Consider the following 18815-nt stretch of genomic DNA (forward strand, 5'->3'; position numbering starts at 1 on the left):
CTGGTAGATAATCCGGCCGGTCAAAATTATCGGATCGACAGATTATAGGATGATAATAATTGATTTCCAAAAATCTTTGACGCGAAAATCACTTTTAACTCCGCTTCCCACAAATCCCCGCGACCCAAGACCGCTCCTCAAAAAGCAGTCTTGAATCAGAACGACGCGCGTTTGGGAATCACTTTTGTCAACACGGCCTAGATTAGCCCGTAATATCGCTCGAAGAACTCCGTCAGCTTTTCCATTACAGTCCGCTTCCGCGAAGCATGCTCCCCGCCCTTCGCAAAGCGAGAGACGGCCGGCATGATTTTGGTGATCGCCACGCCGGACGTGGGGATGGCGCCATCGCGAAACGCATTGTCGATGAAGCTGCGAGCCTCGTCCGCATTCAGACCTTCGCCTGCAATAATTTCCTCCAGCTCCTCCGTCTTGCGGCCAGCCAGAAACGACTTCCACTGGGCATCGACCTTTGACTTGGCGGAGACGGACGCGACGAACTGCTCGATCAGGTCCTTCTTGTTGCGAAGCGAAGGGCTCGAGTTGATGGCGCGGTCGATGGTCGCAAGGATTTCCTTGTCCTCTCCTGTGCCCTTGGCGGCCAGATAGCGCTCGACCAATAGCAGGATGTAATCGACGTTGATCTCGACCTGTTTGACGAGCTCGATCTCGAATACCACGTCATCATTGATGGCTTCGCGGTCTGCCTCGGAGGCCCGGCGAAAGTCCGCGTAGAAATTGAGATAGAGGCTGAGATAGTCCTGGAACTCGCGCTGGGTCAGAATCTCGTTTCCAGCAAAGTCGTCGAATGCCGTCAGAATATTTTTGAGCCGCAGGATCGAGCCGAACAGCTTGATGAAGGCTTTTTGGGCAGTCTCTCCGACGATTATTTGGTCGAGCGGGAACTCGGTTCTCAGGCGGCCGACCAGGCTCTCATACTCGTCGTAATATTCAGCATATGGTTTAAGCAGGACGATCCCTTTGGCATCCTTATTGCCGAACAGAGCAAGGGCATCGTTCGTCTCTTGCTCAAGATCACGAAACGATACGATATTGCCGTAGGTTTTCACCGAATTGAGGATGCGGTTTGTGCGCGAATAGGCCTGGATCAGACCGTGCGCGCGCAGATTTTTATCCACCCACAGCGTATTGAGCGTCGTGGCATCAAAGCCAGTCAGGAACATGTTGACCACGATGACCATATCAAGTTCGCGGGCCTTTAGCCGAAGCGACAGGTCCTTGTAGTAATTCTGGAACTTGTCCGCCGAAGTGTCGAAACTGGCGCTGAACAGCGCGTTATATTCGCGTATCGCATCCTCGAGGAAATCGCGCGAACTCTGGTCGAGACCCGCCGTCTCGAACTCTTCCTCGCCCAGCAACCCGTCCTCGTCATCTTCGTTGGCCGCAAAACTGTATATCAGGCCAACTTTCAGACGTTGCGCCGCTGGCAGCGACTGCTGCTGGCGCTTGAATTCGGCGTAATAGCGCTTGGCAGCGTCGATCGATGCGGTCGCAAGAATCGAATTGAAGCCGGAGAGCCGCTTTCCGTCGTGGCGGTAAGAGGTGGCACGGCGCGTCTTCTGGTCAAAATGCTCGCGGATATACTCCACGACCCCGGTGATGCGCTCCGGCGCAAGCAGGGCGCGTTCGGTGTCGATCGCCGGAACCTTTTTGTCCTTGATAGCCCCACCGGTCTTGATCGTGTTGATGTAATCGATGCGGAACGGCAGCACGTTCTTGTCATTGATGGCGTCGACGATTGTGTAAGTGTGCAGCCGGTCGCCAAACGCCTGGGCGGTGGTGCGACGATTGGGATTGCCCGCGCTGCCGGAATTTTCGGCAAAAATCGGTGTGCCGGTGAAGCCGAACAGGTGGTAGCGCTTGAAGGATTTCGTGATCTCGGCATGCATATCGCCGAACTGGCTGCGATGGCATTCGTCGAAAATGACGACCACATGGGCGTCATAGATCGGATGCTTCTTGTTAGTGGCAACAAAGCGCGAAAGCTTCTGGATCGTCGTGATTATGATCCGCGCGTTCGGATCGGCAAGCTGCTTTTGCAGCACGGCGGTTGACGTATTTGAATTGGCGGCGCCCTTTTCGAACCGCTCGTATTCGCGCATTGTCTGGTAGTCGAGATCCTTGCGATCCACGACAAACAGCACCTTGTCGACGCCGGCAAAATCGCGGGCCAGAAGCGCGGTCTTGAAACTGGTGAGCGTTTTGCCGCTGCCGGTCGTGTGCCAGATGTAGCCCCCGGCGTTCACAGTCCCTAATTGGTTGTAGTTGGTCGACGTGCCAATTCGCAGCATGATCTGCTCGGCCGCGACGATCTGGTAGGGCCGCATCACCAGCAGCTTGCGGCTGACATCGAACACGCAGTAGCGGGTCAGGATGTTGAGCAGAGTATGCTTGGCGAAAAACGTCTTCGTGAAGCCGACCACGTCCGTGATCGGTCGATTCTTTGCGTCGGCCCACCAACTGGTGAAAGCAAAGCTGTTCGACGTCGTTTGCCGCGATCGCTTGCCGCGCTGCTCGGCAAGGTGCCCATCGCGCACGGTGTTGCTGTAATATTTAGTCAGCGTCCCGTTGCTGATGACGAACAGCTGCACGTATTCGAACAGGCCTGAGCCTGCCCAGAAGCTGTCCCTCTGGTAGCGGTTGATCTGGTTAAAGGCCTCGCGAATGTCGACGCCGCGGCGTTTCAGCTCGATGTGCACCATCGGCAGCCCGTTGACGAGGATCGTCACATCGTAGCGGTTGGCCCGAGTGCCCTGCGTCTCATACTGGTTGATGACCTGCAGGCTGTTGTTGTGGATGGTCGCCTTGTCGATCAGGTAGATATTTTTGATGCTGCCATCGTCACGCTTGAGCAGCTGAACGTGATCTTCCTGGATGCGCGCAGTTTTTTCGATGATGCCGTCATTGGCGCCGGCGATGCAGGTCGTAAAAAACCGGCTCCATTCGGAATCGGAGAATTGAACCTTGTTCAACTTCTCCAACTGATCGCGCAGATTCGCGACCAGTTCGGCTTCCGAGGTGAAGGCCAGATATTCATAGGCCTGAGCCTGCAACTGCGCGATCAGCGCCTTTTCGAGGGCATCCTCCGACTGATACCCGGCATCGCGCACGCCACTCGTTTCGGGCACAAACTCGGCAACAACGGTGCTTTCGCTCGACTGCGCAATCGGCTGGAAGTGAAAGGGCTGATGTCCTTCGGTCATGCGGCTTCCTGGAAGGTCATAAGGCGGTCGCGATAATACTCATATTGGCGGCGACGCGCGTTGATCTCAGCCGGCAGGCCGTTCGACAGATCGTTTACGAGTGCATCGAATTTGTCGAGGACGCCAATAATGCGATCCTGTTCCCGCAAATCGGGAACGGGGAATCGCATCGAATGCATCGCCTTTATCTGGATATGAGGCACTCCGCTTCCCTTCTTGCTGTTCTGGACCGCGCGCTCGTTATGCTTCAGCAAGTAATAGACAAATTTAGGCCGCATAACTGACGGATCGGGATCAATACTGAAGGCATCCGTCAGGAAAATCGGCTTCGTCCAGAAACTAATATATCCGGCGTTTGCGCCGGATCGTGCCACGACAACCGTTTCTCCGTCACGATTAAATTCGCTGTGTGAATATACAGGCTCAGGACCATTGGCGACGACCGGGATCGAGCCTGCAGCAGTCTGCTTTTCCGTGATGGCTGTGCCCCGCCGAAAGGTTGCAAAATCAGCCAAGGCCATTATCCTTGTTGCTTGCTTGCTTGCTTGCTTGCTTGCTTGCTTGCTTGCTTGGCTATCCGTGTGTTCCGGGAAGCTCAGCAGCTGATCACGGTAGTGTCGATACTGCCGACGCCGAGCCTCCAGCTCCGCCTCCAGCTCCGCCTCCAGCTCCGCCTCCAGCTTGGTGAACCGGTCGAGGATGGCAACTATTTCTCGCTGGATTTCGAGCGGCGGCAACGGAAATTTAAATTTCTTGAAGCCATTCATTTCTACCGATGGAAAGCTCGAAGTCGTAGTGTTGCTTCGACACCACTCGTCCAGCTTGAAACAGTAGTAATAGACGAACTTGATATCATACCTGTCAACGAAGGCAGGCTTGAGGGATAGTGAGGTGAACCTCTGGTTGGACAAGTGGGGAACTGTGATGAGCGCGTGCTCCCCGATAGTTGCCGACGTCGCTACGAGGATGGAGTTGGCGGGAAACAGCTTTCCGCCCTTGACTGCGTCAGTCGAGATTTTCTGCACGGAGTCATCGAGAACCTGTCCGTTGTCTCGAATATCTTCCATCCGAAACCAAGGAATTGTCCCGTTTACCCAGAATGCCTTGTTGGCCTTTGCTGGGGTATATCCGTTCCTGGTGACAAATATCTCGTTGAGTTGATAGAACGGAACTCCGTCTGGGCAGAGTTCTTCAAGAAGGGTATCGATCCGGCTCACGCCGCCTCTCCCTCAAGCTCGGCAACAATCGCATCGATCTGGTTGCGCAATTCGGATTGCCGACTCACGATGCCAGCTATCTTGGCGTTAAGTTCGACGATGTCGACGGCCTCCCGTGCATCCTTCTGCTCGACCCAGGAAGATACCGAGATGTTATAGCCGTTCTCTCCAATTGCACTGTTTTCGACCAGCTTGGCGAAATGATCGACGTCCTTGCGCGCCACGAAGGCGTCAAGGATCGCCGCGATGTTACCGGGCGTCAGCTTGTTCTTGTTGCCGATACGCGAGCATTCGGCGCTGGCATCGATGAACAGCGTCGCATTATCCGTCTTCGATTTCTTGAGCACGATGATGCAGGTGCCGATCGTGGTGCCGAAGAACAGGTCCGGCGGCAGCTGGATCACGGCATCGACATAATTATTGTCGATCAGATACTGCCGGATCTTCTGCTCGGCGCCGCCGCGGTAGAGGACGCCCGGGAACTCGACGATTGCGGCCGTGCCGTTGACAGCAAGCCAGTGCAAGATGTGCATTGTGAAGGCAAGATCGGCCTTGCTCTTGGGCGCCAGCACACCGGCTGGTGCATAGCGCGGATCGTTGATCAGCAGCGGATTGGCGTCGCCCTCCCACTTGATCGAGTAGGGCGGATTGGAGACGATCGCCTCAAAGGGCTCATCATCCCAGTGCGCTGGATCGGTAAGCGTGTCGCCCAGTGCGATGTCGAACTTTTCATAATTCACATCATGCAGGAACATGTTGATGCGGCACAAATTGTAGGTCGTCAGGTTGATCTCCTGTCCGAAGAATCCCTGACGCACCTTGTCGTGCCCCAGCACCTTGCTGAAGCTGAGCAGGAGCGATCCCGAGCCGCATGCAGGGTCATAGACCTTGTTGACCTCGGTTTTTCCCGCAACGGTGATCCGCGCCAGCAGTTCAGACACTTCCTGCGGCGTATAGAATTCGCCGCCAGATTTGCCCGCGTTCGAGGCATACATCTGCATCAGATATTCATAGGCGTCGCCGAACAGGTCGATGCTGTTATCGGCAAAGGCGGGATTGGAGAGCGGAAGATCTCCGATCGCGTCGAGGAGTTTGACAAGCTTTTCATTTCGCTTCGCCACCGTCGCACCAAGCTTGCTGCTGTTGACGTCCAGATCGTCGAACAGACCCTTGATATCGTTTTCGCTGTCGGTTCCGTTGGCCGAGCCTTCGATCTGCGCAAAAATCTGCGCAAGGGTTTCATTGAGATTCGCATCCTGGCGAGCTCGCCGGCGCACGTTTGAAAAAAGCGCCGACGGCAAAATGTAGAAGCCCTTCTCCTTTACCGTTTCCTCACGGCCGAATTCGGCATCTTCGTCGCTGAGTTCGACATAGTCGAAGTCCACGATCCCCGCCTGGCGTTCTTGCTCGTTCAAATATTTGACGAGATTCTCGGAAATGAACCGATAGAACAGCATTCCGAGCACGTAGGTTTTGAAATCCCACCCGTCGATGCTGCCGCGCAGGTCGTTCGCAATGCGCCAAATCGTGCGATGCAAGTCGGCCCGTTCATTTCCCGCTACGTCGTTCATTCGAATTCGTCTTTCTTCGCATTTATGTTTTCGAGAATATTTTGGAGATCAGGAGTCCGGCTTCGCGCGCGTTTTGGCGAGCCGTTGGGCGCCGCCTTTCCCGATGGCTTCTTCAAGCGTCTTGGGAATCTGCAGAAGATCAACGCCGACGGCGAGCATGCACTGCATGAAAAAAACTGCGGAAAAGCGCCCGCGGCTGACTTTGTTCCGCAAATTCAGCTCATTATCGTCAATGCCGATCTCGGCTAATCGCTCGACCAGCGTGGTATAGGAAATGCCCCGGCGCATCATCTCCGCGCGGAGCATGTTTTTGACCAGCTCTTCCCAAGCTTTGTCATCAGCGGCTGCTGTCGAATCATCTGTCATTTGCGGAGTTATAGGATCAGCATTTCGTTTCGCCAAACGCGCCGTAACGTCCAGCAATGAGACGCATCATCGTGTGTGATGATATTGAACTGGACAATCTACGGAATATCATTATATGTGATGATACGGATCATCACACGAAATGGCGCAGCACTTCCTCCTCACACGCGAAGCACAGACGCTTTCATTGCGTTCGGTCTTCAGCATGTCTGAGGATCGCGCCTATGCCAAATTCAAGCGCATCCGGTGGGCCGCCACAAATGGTCGACCGGTTTGCCCAAAATGCGGGTCAGAAAATCACTGGGAACTGATCGCCGGACGCAAATGGAAATGCTCGGTTGCAAAATGCCGGACGCAATATTCCGTAACCAGTGGCACCATCTTCGCCAGCCGAAAACTGGAGTTCCGCAAGATCCTCGAGGCGATCGCCATCTTCACCAATGGCGCGCTCGGCGTGGCAGCCCTGCGACTGCAGCGCGACATCAGGGTCGAATACAAGACCGCCTGGGTGCTCGCGCACAAGCTGCGCGAAGCCATGGGGATCGATCACCGCGATGCATATGACGAGCTCGATGGCGTCATCGAGGTGGATGGCGCCGTGTTTGGTGGAAAGCCAAAGCGTATTGCGAATGATCCTGATAATTGGGAAGGCTTGCGCGCTGCGGCAAAGGCTGAGCAGCTGGCGAAGAAACGATTGATCGTTGTCGTCCGCGAGCGTGAAGACGAGGGGCGAAACCGGCCGGCGCGTGTGCGGACATTCCACGTTAGCAAGGAAAGCGATGCCGTCCCAATCATGCGCAAGCTAGTGAAGAAGGGCAGCGTCGTCCATGCCGACGAAGCCAACCAGTATGATGCGCTTCATGGCTATTTCGATACCAAGCGGATCAACCACTCGAAAAGCTATTCCGACGGAATAGCGTGCACGAACCAGGCCGAGAGCTTCTTTTCCAGAATGCGCCGTGCCGAGCGCGGCGTCTACAACAGCATCGGAAGAGGCTATACCAGCTACTATGCTCGTGAAATGGCGTGGAGAGAGGAAAACAGGCGCAGGCCTAATGGCGACCTGTTTGCAATGATCCTTTCTAGCGCACTCGCGTCACCGGTTTCGCGGCGGATGAAGGGCTACTGGCAGCGGCGCAAATCTGACAATGATAATGACCCGGACAAGGCTGAGCTCATAAGAGTGTTTAAGCTGAGCCGCTGATCATCACGCGGGGATGATCGACCAGTAGATGGGGTATTCGCCTTCAGCTTGGACATATTTTCCGCGGCGAGAGCGCATGCAAGCATCCACTGCGCTGCGCACTTTGTCGAGGAGCTGCCAGTCGGCATCAATGATATTCTGGCGTTGGAGGATCATCTTGGCGATCGCTCGCGACGTCATTGCCTTTTCCGCCTCGCGCAGGATCGTCATGCACTCCTTTGAAACCGTGCCGATCTCAAAAGGCAGGGTGTAAGAGCCGGTCCGTGTCGGCTTGATCTGTTCAGGATCCCATTCCGGATTTACTTCGAAGAAAATGCTCTTGGCGTTGCCAACCAACTCTTCGAGTTTAGCCGCCCGCGCCCGTAACTGCGTCAGCTCGGCATGCGATTCCTCGATCTTGAAGATCTGTTTCTGAACTTCGAGAAGTTCGCCGCTCCAGGCGGCGTATTTCTTCTCCAGCGACGCTTGTAAATTGCTTTTACCCATGCCGATTTCACTAAGGAAATCAGCGCGATTCGTGGAGTCTGCGAATCGGTTCTTTTGCGACATAATGCCGCAGCTTTCTCCAAGACCATGACCTCGACGAGCGTTTGCGTCGGCGCGCTGGACGCCCGCGCATTTTTTGGTCATGCTTGGCGACATCGGCCAAATGGGAGAGCGATGATGAAATTCCGGGGCATGACGGCAATCGCGCTGGGTGTCGGGCTGCTCTTGGCTGCCGCGCCTCTGCAGGGCTTCGCGGCGCTCAAGCCCGGCGTGAAGGCGCCCGATTTCACGCTGGATGCGGCACAGGGCGGGAAGCCCTTCAGCCTGTCGCTGAAGCAGGCGTTGGAGCAAGGTCCGGTCGTCCTCTATTTCTTTCCCGCGGCTTTCACGCCCGGCTGCACGATCGAGGCGCATCTTTTTGCCGAATCGACCGACGATTTCAAAAAGTTGGGCGCGCGCGTCATCGGCGTCACCGCGGGCAATATCGACCGCGTCGCCGAATTTTCGCGGTCGGAATGCCGCGACAAATTTGCCGTGGCGGCCGATCCGGGCGCGAAGGTCGCCGCCAAATATGACACGACGATGCGCACGGCGGACAACCGGATTCTCTCCGAACGCACATCCTATGTGATCGCGCCGAACGGGACGATCCTGCTCAGCTACACCGACAGCAAGCCGCAGGCGCATATCGAGAAGACGATGGCGGCGGTGCGGGCATGGAAGGCGCGGAAGCGCTGATCGCCGCCGCGTGCTCGCGCGATCCGCAAGAGATATGTTGACGACAGCGCGGTCATCGTGGCACTCGGACGCCGCATCGCGAGGGCAACTGCAAAACGCGTTTTAAAACAGCGCGGCAGGCAGGGGCCAAGTCGTTGAAATGCGGGTGTAGCTCAATGGTAGAGCAGAAGCTTCCCAAGCTTACGACGAGGGTTCGATTCCCTTCACCCGCTCCAGCCCCGCCGTAAGAGGCCCGGCGCAGGCCTCCCGCTTCCGACATTCAGGATATTCTTGTGACGGCAAAGCGCACCATTCCGTTCATTGTGGCGACCATCTTCATCGATGCGATCGGGTTCGGCATCATCATGCCGGTGCTGCCGCAGCTCGTGATGGAGGTGGGGCGCATCGACCTGCCGCATGCGATCGAGGTCGGGGCGTGGATCGGGCTTGTCATGGCGATGGCGACCTTCCTCGCTTCGCCGGTGCTCGGCAATCTGTCGGACCGGTTCGGGCGGCGGCGCGTGCTGCTGCTGTCGCTTGCCGGACTCGCCGCCGACTATGCCTTGCTGACAATCGTCGACACGCTGCCCTGGCTGTTCGTCGCGCGCGCGCTGTCGGGGATTTTCGGGGGCAGCTATGCCGCCGCGATGGCGGCGATCGCCGATGTCACGCGGCCGCAGGAGCGCGCTCGCAACTTCGGTTTCGTCGGCGCCGCCTTCGGTGTCGGCTTCGTCGTCGGCCCCGCGATCGGCGGCTTTCTGGGCGAGTTGTCGCCGCGCGCGCCCTTTGTGGCGGCGGCGCTGCTCGCGGCGGCGAACATGATCTACGGCGCCTTCATCTTTCCAGAGACGCTGGCCCCCGACAAGCGGCGCGGCTTCGACTGGCGCCGCGCCAATCCGCTCGGCGCCTTTCGCACGATGCGCGCGCTTCCGGGGATGAGCGGCGCGGCGGCGGTGCTGCTGCTGTGGCAGATCGCCAGCCTCGTCTATCCGATGACGTGGAGCTTTTACTGCATCGCGCAGCTCGGCTGGACGCCGGGGATGATCGGCGCGAGCCTTGCCGCGGTCGGCGTCGCCATCGCGCTCGGGCAAAGCTTCGTCGTCGGGCCGATGGTCGCGCGCTTCGGCGAACGCGATGCGGCGACGATCGGCATCGCCGTCGCGGTCGCGGTGTTCGTCGGCTATGCGTTCGTGACGACGACCTGGGGCGCCTTCCTGCTGATCGTGCCGATCATGTTCCAGGCGCCGGTGCAGCCATCGCTGAGCGCCATCTTGTCGCGCCGCGCCGATGCCGGCGCGCAGGGCGAGGTGCAGGGAATATCGGCGATGGCAATGGGGCTGGGACAGATCGTCGCGCCCCTGTTGCTCACCGGCACCATGGCCTGGTTCACGGGCGCGAACGCGCCGGTGCATTTTCCCGGCGCCGCCTTTCTGGTGGCGGCGCTGTTCGGACTGTTCGCGATCGCGATGCTGCGCCGCCTGCCGCGCGCGACGCGGACGAGCGACGCCGACGCGGCCGATCAGATGCCGCCGTCGGTCACCGCATAGCCCGCCGCCTCAAGCGCCGTGCGCACGGCGGCAACGCAAGCGGCGACCCGCTCCGCGTCGGTCGAGCGAAAGACGAAATTGGCGCCGACGCGGCCGTCGCGAAAGAAGGGATAGCTGCCGATGGCGACGCCGGGGTGATCCTTTTCGCCCGCGCGGAGCAGATCGGCGACCTCGCTTTCGGGCGCCCAAGCGCCAATCGTGTGCGCGACGAGCGGCGCTCCGCCTTCCAGCGCGCCGGTCAGCGCATCGAGCATGCCCGCGGTGATGTGCGGCACGCCCGCCATCACGAACAGATTGCCGATGCGGATGCCGGGCGCGCCCGACATGCGGTTGGGGATCAGCTCGGCGCCCTCCGGGGTACGCGCCATGCGCAGCCGCGCCTCGGTCAGTTCGCCGCCGCGCGCCGCGTAATAGCGTTCGAGGATCGCGCGCGCATCGGGGTGGACGATGACCCCGACGCCGAGCGCTCTCGCCACCGCATCGACGGTAATGTCGTCGTGGGTCGGGCCGATGCCGCCGGTGGTGAAGACATAGTCGTAACGCGCACGCAGCGCATTCAGCGCATCGACGATCTCGTCCTCGACATCGGGGACGATGCGCACTTCGCGCAGGCGAATCCCCTGCACGTCGAGCCAGGTCGCGATCTGCGCGACATTCTTGTCCTGCGTGCGGCCCGAGAGAATCTCGTCGCCGATCACCAGCACGGCGGCGGTCCAGATGCGTTCGTCGCTCATCCTCTTGCCTTACCGCGCCCGCATGACAAAACAAGGCTTCTGGATCGCAGACAATGTTCCTGATATGTTCTTTGCGACTCGCAGCAAGGGAGAGCAACGGTGGTCGACGATCTGATTTTCTATACCAACCCCATGTCGCGCGGACAGATCGTCCGCTGGATGCTCGAAGAGGTGGGCGCGCCCTATCAGACGCAAATCCTGGGCTATGACGACAGCATGAAGGGCGCCGACTATCTGGCGATCAACCCGATGGGCAAGGTGCCCGCGATCGTCCACCGGGGCAAGGTCGTTACCGAATGCGCCGCGATCTGCGCCTATCTGGCCGATGCTTTTCCCGATACGGGGCTCGCGCCGCCGCTGGAGGCGCGCGCCGACTATTACCGCTGGCTGTTCTTTGCCGCCGGGCCGCTCGAAACCGCGGTGACCAACACCCATGCGGGCTGGGTGCCGAGCGCCGAGCAGCAGCGGATGGTGGGATATGGCTCGTTCGAAAAGGCGCTCGACGCGCTCGAAACGGCGGTGGCGGGCAAGGCCTTCGTTGCGGAGGGGCGCTTCAGCGCCGCCGACGTCTATGTAGGCAGCCAACTCGACTGGGGTCTGCAATTCGGGACGATCCCGACGCGCCCCGCCTTCGAAGCCTATGTCGCGCCGTTGCGCGATCGCGCGGGATACCGGCGGGCCAAGGACATCGACAACGGGCTGATCGCCGAGATGCAGGCGGCGAACCCGGCCTGACGGCATCCGGCGCTAGAAAATCCCTGCTGCCAGCCCTTCCGCGAGCGCGGCGCCCAGATCGCGCGCTTCGGCAAGGCGGTCCGCCGCAATCGTCTTGGGGGCGAGGATCGCCTCGGGCGTCTGGGCATCGGTATTGACGATGACGGGATCGGCCACACGCCGCAGGCGCCAACCGGTCGCGATGCGGTCGAGCTGGCGCTGGGCATTTTCGCCGTCGGAGCCGGCGCAGATGATCGTCGCATAGGGGCGCCCCTCGATCCGGCCGAGGCAGGGATAATAGCAGCGGTCGAACATCTCCTTCATCGCGCCCGACAGCGCCGCGAGATTTTCGGGACCGACGAACAGATAGCCCGCCGCCGCTTTAATCATCTCCGGCGTCACATCGTCCGCCGCGCCGCGCCGCGCCGCGTCGCCGGCGCCTGCCGCCGCCGCCTCGGCGAGCGCGGCGCTGCCGCCGGTGCGGCTGTGCCAAATGATAAGCAATTTGCATTTCATCGCCGCAATATCCTCTAGCGTCGCGCGAAGCCCGCACCCGCCGGGCATCCGCTTGCCAAGCCATGCCACAAGGCGCAAGCAGGACCAAAAGGGGAGGATGCGATGAAGCGTGCGATCTGTCTGATTCCGATCATGCTGTGGGCGAGCGGCGCGGCGGCGCAGGATGCGGCGAGCGAGGCGACCCGTGCCGCGCAGGCCGAACTCGCCCAGCGCCTGCCACTCGACGACCCGCGCGACGAGGCGAATGTGCTGCGCGGCAAGATCGCCGAGATTCCGGACGGCGTCATCACGGGCAAGGATGGCCGGATCGTCTGGGATCGCCGACCCTATGACTTTCTGAACAGGGCCAAGGCCCCCGACACGGTCAACCCGTCGCTGTGGCGGCAGGCGCGGCTCAATGCGGTGCACGGGCTGTTCGAGGTTGTGCCGGACAAGATCTGGCAATTGCGCGGCTATGACCTGTCGGTGATGACGATCATTCGGGGCAAGACCGGATGGATCGTGGTCGATCCCTTGCTGTCCGAAGAAACAGCTGCGGCGGGGTGGAAGCTGTTCGCCGACACGGTCGAGGCAAAGACGGGCGTGCTGCCGATCCGCGCCGTGATCTTCAGCCACAGCCACAGCGATCATTTCGGCGGCGTCGGCGGCATCGTGACCCCCGAACAGGTGACGAAGGACAAGATCCGCATCATTGCACCGCACGGCTTTTCCGAAGAGGCGACGTCGGAAAATGTCCTTGCCGGCCCGGCGATGGGGCGCCGCGCGCTCTATATGTTCGGGGCGATCCTCGCGCCCGGGCCGACAGGACAGGTCGATACCGGGCTTGGCCCCAAGCTGTCGTCGGGAACGATCGGCTATATGGAGCCGACCGAAACCGTGCCCGCGCGCGGCGCGACGCTGACCATCGACGGCCTGGCCTTCGACTTCATGGACGCGGGCAGCACCGAGGCGCCGGCCGAGTTCGTCTTTTACATCCCCGCCTACAAGGCGCTCCACACGACCGAGGTGGTGACCCACAATCTGCACAATGTGCTGACGCTGCGCGGCGCGCAGGTCCGCGACGCGCTGCGCTGGTCGAAGGTGATCGATGCGATGCTCCTCAAATGGGGCGGCAGCGCCGAGGTTGCGATGGGATCGCACCATTGGCCGACATGGGGCGCGGGCGAGGTCCGCACGCTGCTCACGAACCAGCGCGACGCCTATCGCTATGTCCACGATCGCACCCTGTTTCTCGCCAACCGGGGCGCGACGCTGCATGAGCTGGCGGACCAGACTCCCGAAGCGGCGGTGCAGGGAAGCGATTTTTCGACGCGCGGCTATTATGGCACCCTAAATCACGACATGAAGGCCACCTATCAGCGCTATTTCGGCTGGTGGGATGGCAATCCGGCCAATTTCAACCCGCTGCCGCCCGAAGAGAGCGCGCCCAAATATGTCGCGCTGGCGGGCGGCCCCGACAAGCTGCTTGCGGCGGGCAAGGACGCCATCGCCAAGGGTGAGTATCGCTGGGCGGCCGAAATGCTGAACAAGCTCGTCTTCGCGGCGCCCGACAATCAGGCGGCGCGCGCCGCGCTCGCCTCGGCCTATGACCAGCTCGGCTATCAGGCCGAATCGGGGGCGTGGCGCAACTATTATCTCGCCGCGGCCGCGACGCTGCGCGGGAATGCGGTCGCTGGCGGCACCAGCAACGGCCAGAGCCGGTCGTTCATCAGCGCGATCCCGACCGCGGTCTTCTTCGATTCGCTTGCTGCCCGCTTCGACGCGGTGAAGGGCGCGGCGCAGAAGGGCGTGTTCCAGTTCGTGATGCCCGACAGCAAGGAAAGCGTCGCGGTCGTCGTCGAGGGCGGGGTCGAATTCCCGCGCTATGGCGTCACCGACGCCGCGCCGACCGCGACGATCACGCTCGATCGCAGCACGCTCGACGATGTGATGCTCGGTCAGGCGCAGTTTCCGGCGCTGATGCAATCGGGCGCGATCCGCATCGAGGGCGACCGCATGGCCTTTCTGTCGTGGTTCGCGATGCACCCGCCCGCCGACCCGCGCTTCAATATTGTTGTGCCATAGGGGGCGCTGCGCTTAACGAAGGGCGATGACCGATACCGACGCCGCGCCGCCCATCGACCCCTTCGCACCCGATGCGCTCAACGCGGTGGAGGGGCTCGACCCGGTCGATCCCGCCTATCGCCACGTTCTGCGTATCGCCGCGGCGCTCAATGCCGTCCCGCTGGCGATCGGCGCGAGCGTCGCCGACGCGCTGCTGATCCGCAACATCGGCGGTCCGTTCGGCCTGCTCACCGCGCTGGCCTGGCTGGTCGCGCTCCTCGTCATCGTCATGCTGCCGTCGCGCCGGATGCAGCGGTGGGGCTATCACATTGGCGCGGGGCAATTACGCGTCGCGCGCGGCTGGATGTTCCGCACCGACACCATCGTCCCCTTCGTGCGCGTCCAGCACATCGACGTCGGGCAGGGGCCGATCGAGCGCTGGTTCGGTCTGTCGCACCTCGTCGTCCATACCTCGGGGACGCACAACAGCACGGTCACGCTGCCTGGCCTGCGGTCCGATCTCGCCGCCGCGATGCGCGAGACGATCCGCCACCACATCCAGACCGACTTCGCATGAGCGAGGGCGAACCTGCCGCGGCGCCCGCGCGGGCGGCCGATGTCGAACCCGACTGGCAGCGCCTGCACGCGGCGACGCTGGCGCTGGCGATCGTCAAGCTCGGCCCGCGTTCGCTCAATTTTCTGCCCGCGCTGGCGGCGATCGGCTTTGCGGGCAAATGGGCCTATGTCGTTCCCGCGCTGCTCGCCTTTCTGCTGCTGTCGCTGCTCGTCGCGATCGCTGCCTGGCTGCGCTTCCGCTATGCCGTGACCGATGATGCGGTGGTGATCGAGAGCGGCGTGTTCGCGCGCCAGCACCGCACCATCCCCTTCGACCGCATCCAGGACGTCAGTATCGAACAGGGGCTGATCGCGCGCGCGCTGGGCATCGCCAAGGTCGATTTCGAAACCGGCGCGGGCGGCGGCAAGGAAGGCGACGGCGATCTCGATGCCATCGGGTTCGACGAAGCGCAGGCGCTGCGCGGCGCGATCCGCGCCTGGCGCAGCGATGCCGCCGACACGCAGGTTGCCGATCCCTCGGGCGCCGCCACCGAAGGCGGCGGCGATGCCGCAGAGGACCGGCTGCTCTTCGCAATGGATCCGCGCCGGCTGCTCGTCGCGGGCCTGTTCAACTTCTCGCTCGCCGCGCTCGCGGTCGTCGGCGCGTCGATGCAGCTGTTCGACAATCTGCTGCCGTTCGATTTCAACGTCTTCAACCCCATCGACTGGGTCGATCTGGCCGAAGGCTATGGCCTCGACAATTGGGTACTCGCGCATCGCTGGGTCGCCGGTATCGGGGCGCTCCTGTCGCTGCTCGTCATCGGCTTTGCGAGCGGGATCGCGATGATGATCTTTGCCAACTGGGGCTTTCGCCTCGTGCGCGAACCGCGCGCGCTGCGCCGCACGCGCGGGCTGACGACGCGCACCGATGTGGCGATGCCGGTCAAGCGCGTGCAGGCGGCGATCCTCGTCACCGGCTGGCTGCGACAGCGCTTCGGCTGGCACGAACTGCGCCTGCAAAGCCTGGCGAGCGACGGAGCGAAGGAGCCCGACCATCAGGTCGTCCCCTTCGGGCGGCTCGCCGAAATCGATCGGGTGCTCGCCGAGGTTGCGATGCCGCGCCCCAGCCCCGGCCAGACGTGGCAACACAGCCACCGCATCATCGCCATCGGCCCGGTCATCGGCGCGGTCGCGGCAGCGACCGGCGGAACCATCGCGCTGATTCTGGGCAATGCGGTCGGCTGGCTCGGCCTGATCGCCGCTCCCCTGCTCGCGGCCGGCGCGCTGTTCGCGACGCGCTTTCATCTGTGGACCGACCTTGGCGAGATGGTCGTGATCCGCCGCGGCTGGTGGAAGCCGAAGACGACGCTGCTGCCGCACGCGTCGGTGCAGAGCGTCGATATCAAGACCGATTTCCTCCTCCGCCCGCTCGGCCTTGCAACCCTCGTGTTCGGCGTGCCCGGCGGCAGCGCGCTCGGCGCGCATGAAATCCCGGCCATTCCGCTCGCCGACGCGCGAGCTTTACGCGCGCGCATCCTCAGGGCAGGAACGGCGGCATGACTACCGCCGCCCTCGGCATCACCCGCTCGATCCTCGGCCAGCCGTGGCATTGGCGCCGTACGAGCGCCGAAATGGGCGGCGAAAGCCTCGCCCCCGACGATCTGGTGACCCAATTGCTGCTCGCGCGCGGCGTCGCGCGCGACGATCTCGACCGCCAGCGCGTTCCGACGCTGCGCGGTTTCATGCCCGACCCTTCGTTGTTCCGCGACATGGATGCCGCCGCGGCGCGGCTCGCCGATGCGGTCGAGGCGCGCGAGGCGGTGACCGTCTTCGGCGATTATGACGTCGACGGCGCGACATCGGCGGCGCTGCTCGTCCGCCTGCTCGGTGCGCTCGATGTGCCGGTGGGCGCCTATATTCCTGACCGGCTGATGGAAGGCTATGGCCCCTCGGGCGCCGCGCTGGTGCGGATCGGCGAAGCGGGGTCGCGGCTCGTCGTTACCGTCGATTGCGGCGCGCAGGCGTTCGACGCGATCGCCGAGGCGAAGGCCGCGGGGGTCGAGGTGATTGTCGTCGATCATCACCAATGCGCGACCACGCTGCCCCAGGCCTTTGCGGTGGTGAACCCCAATCGCCTCGATGAAGAACCGGGCGCGGCGGTGCACGGCAATCTCGCCGCGGTCGGCGTTGCCTTCCTGCTCGGGGCGGCGCTGCTCCGCACGCTGCGCGCGCGCGGCTTTTTCGGTAGCCGTGCCGAACCGCAGTTGATCGAGCTGCTCGACCTCGTCGCACTCGGCACCGTCGCCGACGTCGCGCGGCTCACCGGCTTCAACCGCGCGCTGGTGACGCAGGGGCTGAAGGTGATGGCGCGGCGCGGCAATATCGGCATGGCGGCGCTGATGGATGCGGCGCGGCTGACCAAGCCCCCGACGGCGAGCGACATGGGCTTTGCGCTGGGGCCGCGGATCAATGCCGGCGGGCGCGTCGGCAAATCCGACCTCGGCGTCCGGCTGCTGACCACCGGTGACCCGCAGGAGGCGGCGGATATCGCGCAGGAGCTGTGCCGGCTCAACGAGGAGCGCCGCGCGATCGAGGCGGCGGTGCTCGACGCCGCGATCGAGGCAAGCGGCGCGACCGCGAACGCGCCGGTGGCGATCGTCGCGGGCGACGGCTGGCATCCCGGCGTCATCGGTATCGTCGCGGGGCGGCTCAAGGAAAAGCTGCACCGCCCGGCGATCGTCATCGCGTTCGACGAGGATGGCGTCGGCAAGGGATCGGGACGCTCGATCTCGGGCGTCGATCTGGGGGCCGCCATTCTGGCCGCCAAGGAGACAGGGCTGCTCGTCGCGGGCGGCGGGCATGCGATGGCCGCGGGGCTGACGGTCGAGCGCGCGCGGGTCGATGCGCTCGGCGCCTTTCTGAACGAGCGGTTGGCTGCCGATGTCGAGCGCGCGAGCGGCGACAGGTCGCTGCTGATCGACGCGGTGCTCGCGCCGCGCGGGATCAATCCCTTGTGGTGCGAAGCGATCGAGAGCGCCGGCCCTTACGGCGCCGGCTGGCCTGCGCCGCGCGTCGCCACCGGGCTGGTGCGAATCGTCGAATCGGGGGTGGTCGGCACAGACCATCTGCGGCTGATCGTCGCGGGCGACGATGGCGCGCGTTTCAAGGCGATCGCCTTTCGCAGCGCCGAAACCGAACTCGGCCAGACGCTGCTCCATGCGCGCGGTTCGCGCAAGCTGTGGCTGGCAGGGCGCGCAAAGCGCGACGATTGGGGCAGCCGCCCCGCCGCCGAACTCCATCTCGAGGATGCCGCCTGGGCCGAATGAAACAGCGCGGCGCAATATTTTTGCGTACGCGCCGCCACCACGGCTTGACCGCACCGACCGGCCCGTCTAAGGCGCCGCTTCACCGAACGACGGCCCCTTCGTCTAGCGGTCTAGGACGTCGCCCTTTCACGGCGAAAACACGGGTTCGAGTCCCGTAGGGGTCACCAAATCGCCGGAAAGGCGCGGAATTCTCGGTTTTATGTTCGTGAGTGACTCGGTGGGTACACCAGACGAGTACACAAAGGACGAACAATCACGGATCCGAAGGGTCTCTGGCGCGATCCGCGCAGCAGAATCTTTTACCTCCGCCGCCGCAGCCCGGGCTTGGCCGAACGATCGCTCTGGCATCAAGCGCGGCGAATTGGCGCTGATTGGCCTTCTTAAATTCGTTCCAATGGGCTTTCGTCCGCTTTCGGAGGATTGTTACCGACACCCGACAGTCCGCAACCGGTCAGCGTCAGCGGTTGTGCCAGCCAGCGGCGCTGAGCCCCTGTCGGGCGCGAAGGATGGGACGCGGACGTTCCGCAATCCGGGGCTTAGATCGAGACGCGGGTATCATCGTCAATAGCTTGGAATGCTACCCCCTCAAAGGGCAAGG

The 18815-nt window shown here is 62.2% G+C and carries 15 protein-coding genes and 2 tRNA genes; 10 read left to right on the plus strand and 7 right to left on the minus strand.

What is annotated here, in order from left to right; all coding sequences use genetic code 11:
* Positions 1-197: 197 nt before the first annotated feature.
* Genes ATE59_RS01200 through ATE59_RS01215 form a run of 4 tightly spaced genes read right to left on the minus strand, consistent with a single transcriptional unit; the run spans position 198 to position 6375 of the window.
* Positions 198-3221 (minus strand): type I restriction endonuclease subunit R, encoded by a 3024-nt coding sequence (locus ATE59_RS01200; RefSeq protein WP_058810927.1) that lies wholly within the window; start codon positions 3219-3221, stop codon positions 198-200.
* Positions 3218-4438 carry a restriction endonuclease subunit S gene (locus ATE59_RS01205; protein ID WP_058810928.1) on the minus strand — a complete coding sequence of 407 codons (1221 nt, stop codon included), beginning with the start codon at positions 4436-4438 and terminating at the stop codon, positions 3218-3220. The genes ATE59_RS01200 and ATE59_RS01205 overlap by 4 nt, the downstream gene beginning before the upstream one ends.
* The gene (locus ATE59_RS01210) at positions 4435-6009 is read right to left on the minus strand and encodes a type I restriction-modification system subunit M (protein ID WP_058810929.1); all 1575 of its coding nucleotides are present in this window, start codon (positions 6007-6009) and stop codon (positions 4435-4437) included. Before ATE59_RS01210 ends, ATE59_RS01205 begins: the two co-directional genes overlap by 4 nt.
* A 48-nt stretch (positions 6010-6057) precedes the next feature.
* A complete protein-coding gene (locus ATE59_RS01215) occupies positions 6058-6375 on the minus strand; it encodes a DUF6471 domain-containing protein (protein WP_197409118.1) in 318 nt (105 codons plus the stop codon).
* A gap of 142 nt (positions 6376-6517) precedes the next feature.
* Between ATE59_RS01215 and ATE59_RS01220 the strand changes: the two genes are divergently transcribed.
* Complete coding sequence (locus ATE59_RS01220; protein ID WP_058810930.1) at positions 6518-7579, plus strand: IS1595 family transposase; 1062 nt, start codon at positions 6518-6520, stop codon at positions 7577-7579.
* A gap of 3 nt (positions 7580-7582) precedes the next feature.
* Here the strand turns inward: ATE59_RS01220 and ATE59_RS01225 are convergent, their stop codons facing one another.
* Positions 7583-8209, minus strand: a complete 627-nt coding sequence (locus ATE59_RS01225; protein WP_156416682.1) for a hypothetical protein — start codon at positions 8207-8209, stop codon at positions 7583-7585.
* 30 nt (positions 8210-8239) lie between these two features.
* Between ATE59_RS01225 and ATE59_RS01230 the strand changes: the two genes are divergently transcribed.
* The 3 genes from ATE59_RS01230 (at position 8240) to ATE59_RS01240 (ending at position 10329) form a co-directional block, all read left to right on the plus strand.
* Positions 8240-8803 (plus strand): peroxiredoxin, encoded by a 564-nt coding sequence (locus ATE59_RS01230; RefSeq protein WP_058810932.1) that lies wholly within the window; start codon positions 8240-8242, stop codon positions 8801-8803.
* Positions 8804-8944: 141 nt separating this feature from the next.
* A tRNA-Gly gene (locus ATE59_RS01235) sits at positions 8945-9018 on the plus strand.
* Between the two features lie 57 nt (positions 9019-9075).
* Positions 9076-10329: an MFS transporter gene (locus tag ATE59_RS01240; RefSeq protein ID WP_082657253.1), complete on the plus strand. Its 1254-nt coding sequence runs from the start codon at positions 9076-9078 to the stop codon at positions 10327-10329.
* Here the strand turns inward: ATE59_RS01240 and ATE59_RS01245 are convergent.
* Complete coding sequence (locus tag ATE59_RS01245) at positions 10302-11063, minus strand: competence/damage-inducible protein A (RefSeq protein WP_058810934.1); 762 nt, start codon at positions 11061-11063, stop codon at positions 10302-10304. The two genes, ATE59_RS01240 and ATE59_RS01245, sit on opposite strands and share 28 nt — an antisense overlap.
* A gap of 99 nt (positions 11064-11162) precedes the next feature.
* On the opposite strand from ATE59_RS01245, the gene ATE59_RS01250 reads away from it, so the two are divergent.
* Positions 11163-11798, plus strand: a complete 636-nt coding sequence (locus ATE59_RS01250) for a glutathione S-transferase family protein (RefSeq protein WP_058810935.1) — start codon at positions 11163-11165, stop codon at positions 11796-11798.
* Positions 11799-11810: 12 nt separating this feature from the next.
* Here ATE59_RS01250 and ATE59_RS01255 read toward each other — a convergent pair whose 3' ends face one another.
* Positions 11811-12293 carry an NAD(P)H-dependent oxidoreductase gene (locus tag ATE59_RS01255; protein ID WP_058811271.1) on the minus strand — a complete coding sequence of 161 codons (483 nt, stop codon included), beginning with the start codon at positions 12291-12293 and terminating at the stop codon, positions 11811-11813.
* Between the two features lie 102 nt (positions 12294-12395).
* Between ATE59_RS01255 and ATE59_RS01260 the strand changes: the two genes are divergently transcribed.
* From ATE59_RS01260 to ATE59_RS01280, 5 genes are all read left to right on the plus strand, one after another.
* Positions 12396-14357 (plus strand): alkyl/aryl-sulfatase, encoded by a 1962-nt coding sequence (locus ATE59_RS01260; RefSeq protein WP_058810936.1) that lies wholly within the window; start codon positions 12396-12398, stop codon positions 14355-14357.
* Between the two features lie 25 nt (positions 14358-14382).
* On the plus strand, positions 14383-14913 hold the full coding sequence (locus ATE59_RS01265; RefSeq protein ID WP_003047161.1) for a PH domain-containing protein: 531 nt from the start codon (positions 14383-14385) through the stop codon (positions 14911-14913).
* Positions 14910-16451 (plus strand): PH domain-containing protein, encoded by a 1542-nt coding sequence (locus ATE59_RS01270; RefSeq protein ID WP_058810937.1) that lies wholly within the window; start codon positions 14910-14912, stop codon positions 16449-16451. Before ATE59_RS01265 ends, ATE59_RS01270 begins: the two co-directional genes overlap by 4 nt.
* Positions 16448-18217, plus strand: a complete 1770-nt coding sequence (gene recJ / locus ATE59_RS01275; protein ID WP_058810938.1) for a single-stranded-DNA-specific exonuclease RecJ — start codon at positions 16448-16450, stop codon at positions 18215-18217. Before ATE59_RS01270 ends, recJ begins: the two co-directional genes overlap by 4 nt.
* A gap of 91 nt (positions 18218-18308) precedes the next feature.
* Positions 18309-18384 (plus strand) — tRNA-Glu (locus ATE59_RS01280).
* The last annotated feature ends 431 nt before the right edge of the window (positions 18385-18815 follow it).

Origin of the sequence: Sphingopyxis sp. A083 (assembly GCF_001468495.1) — a bacterium.
Taxonomy (GTDB): domain Bacteria; phylum Pseudomonadota; class Alphaproteobacteria; order Sphingomonadales; family Sphingomonadaceae; genus Sphingopyxis; species Sphingopyxis terrae.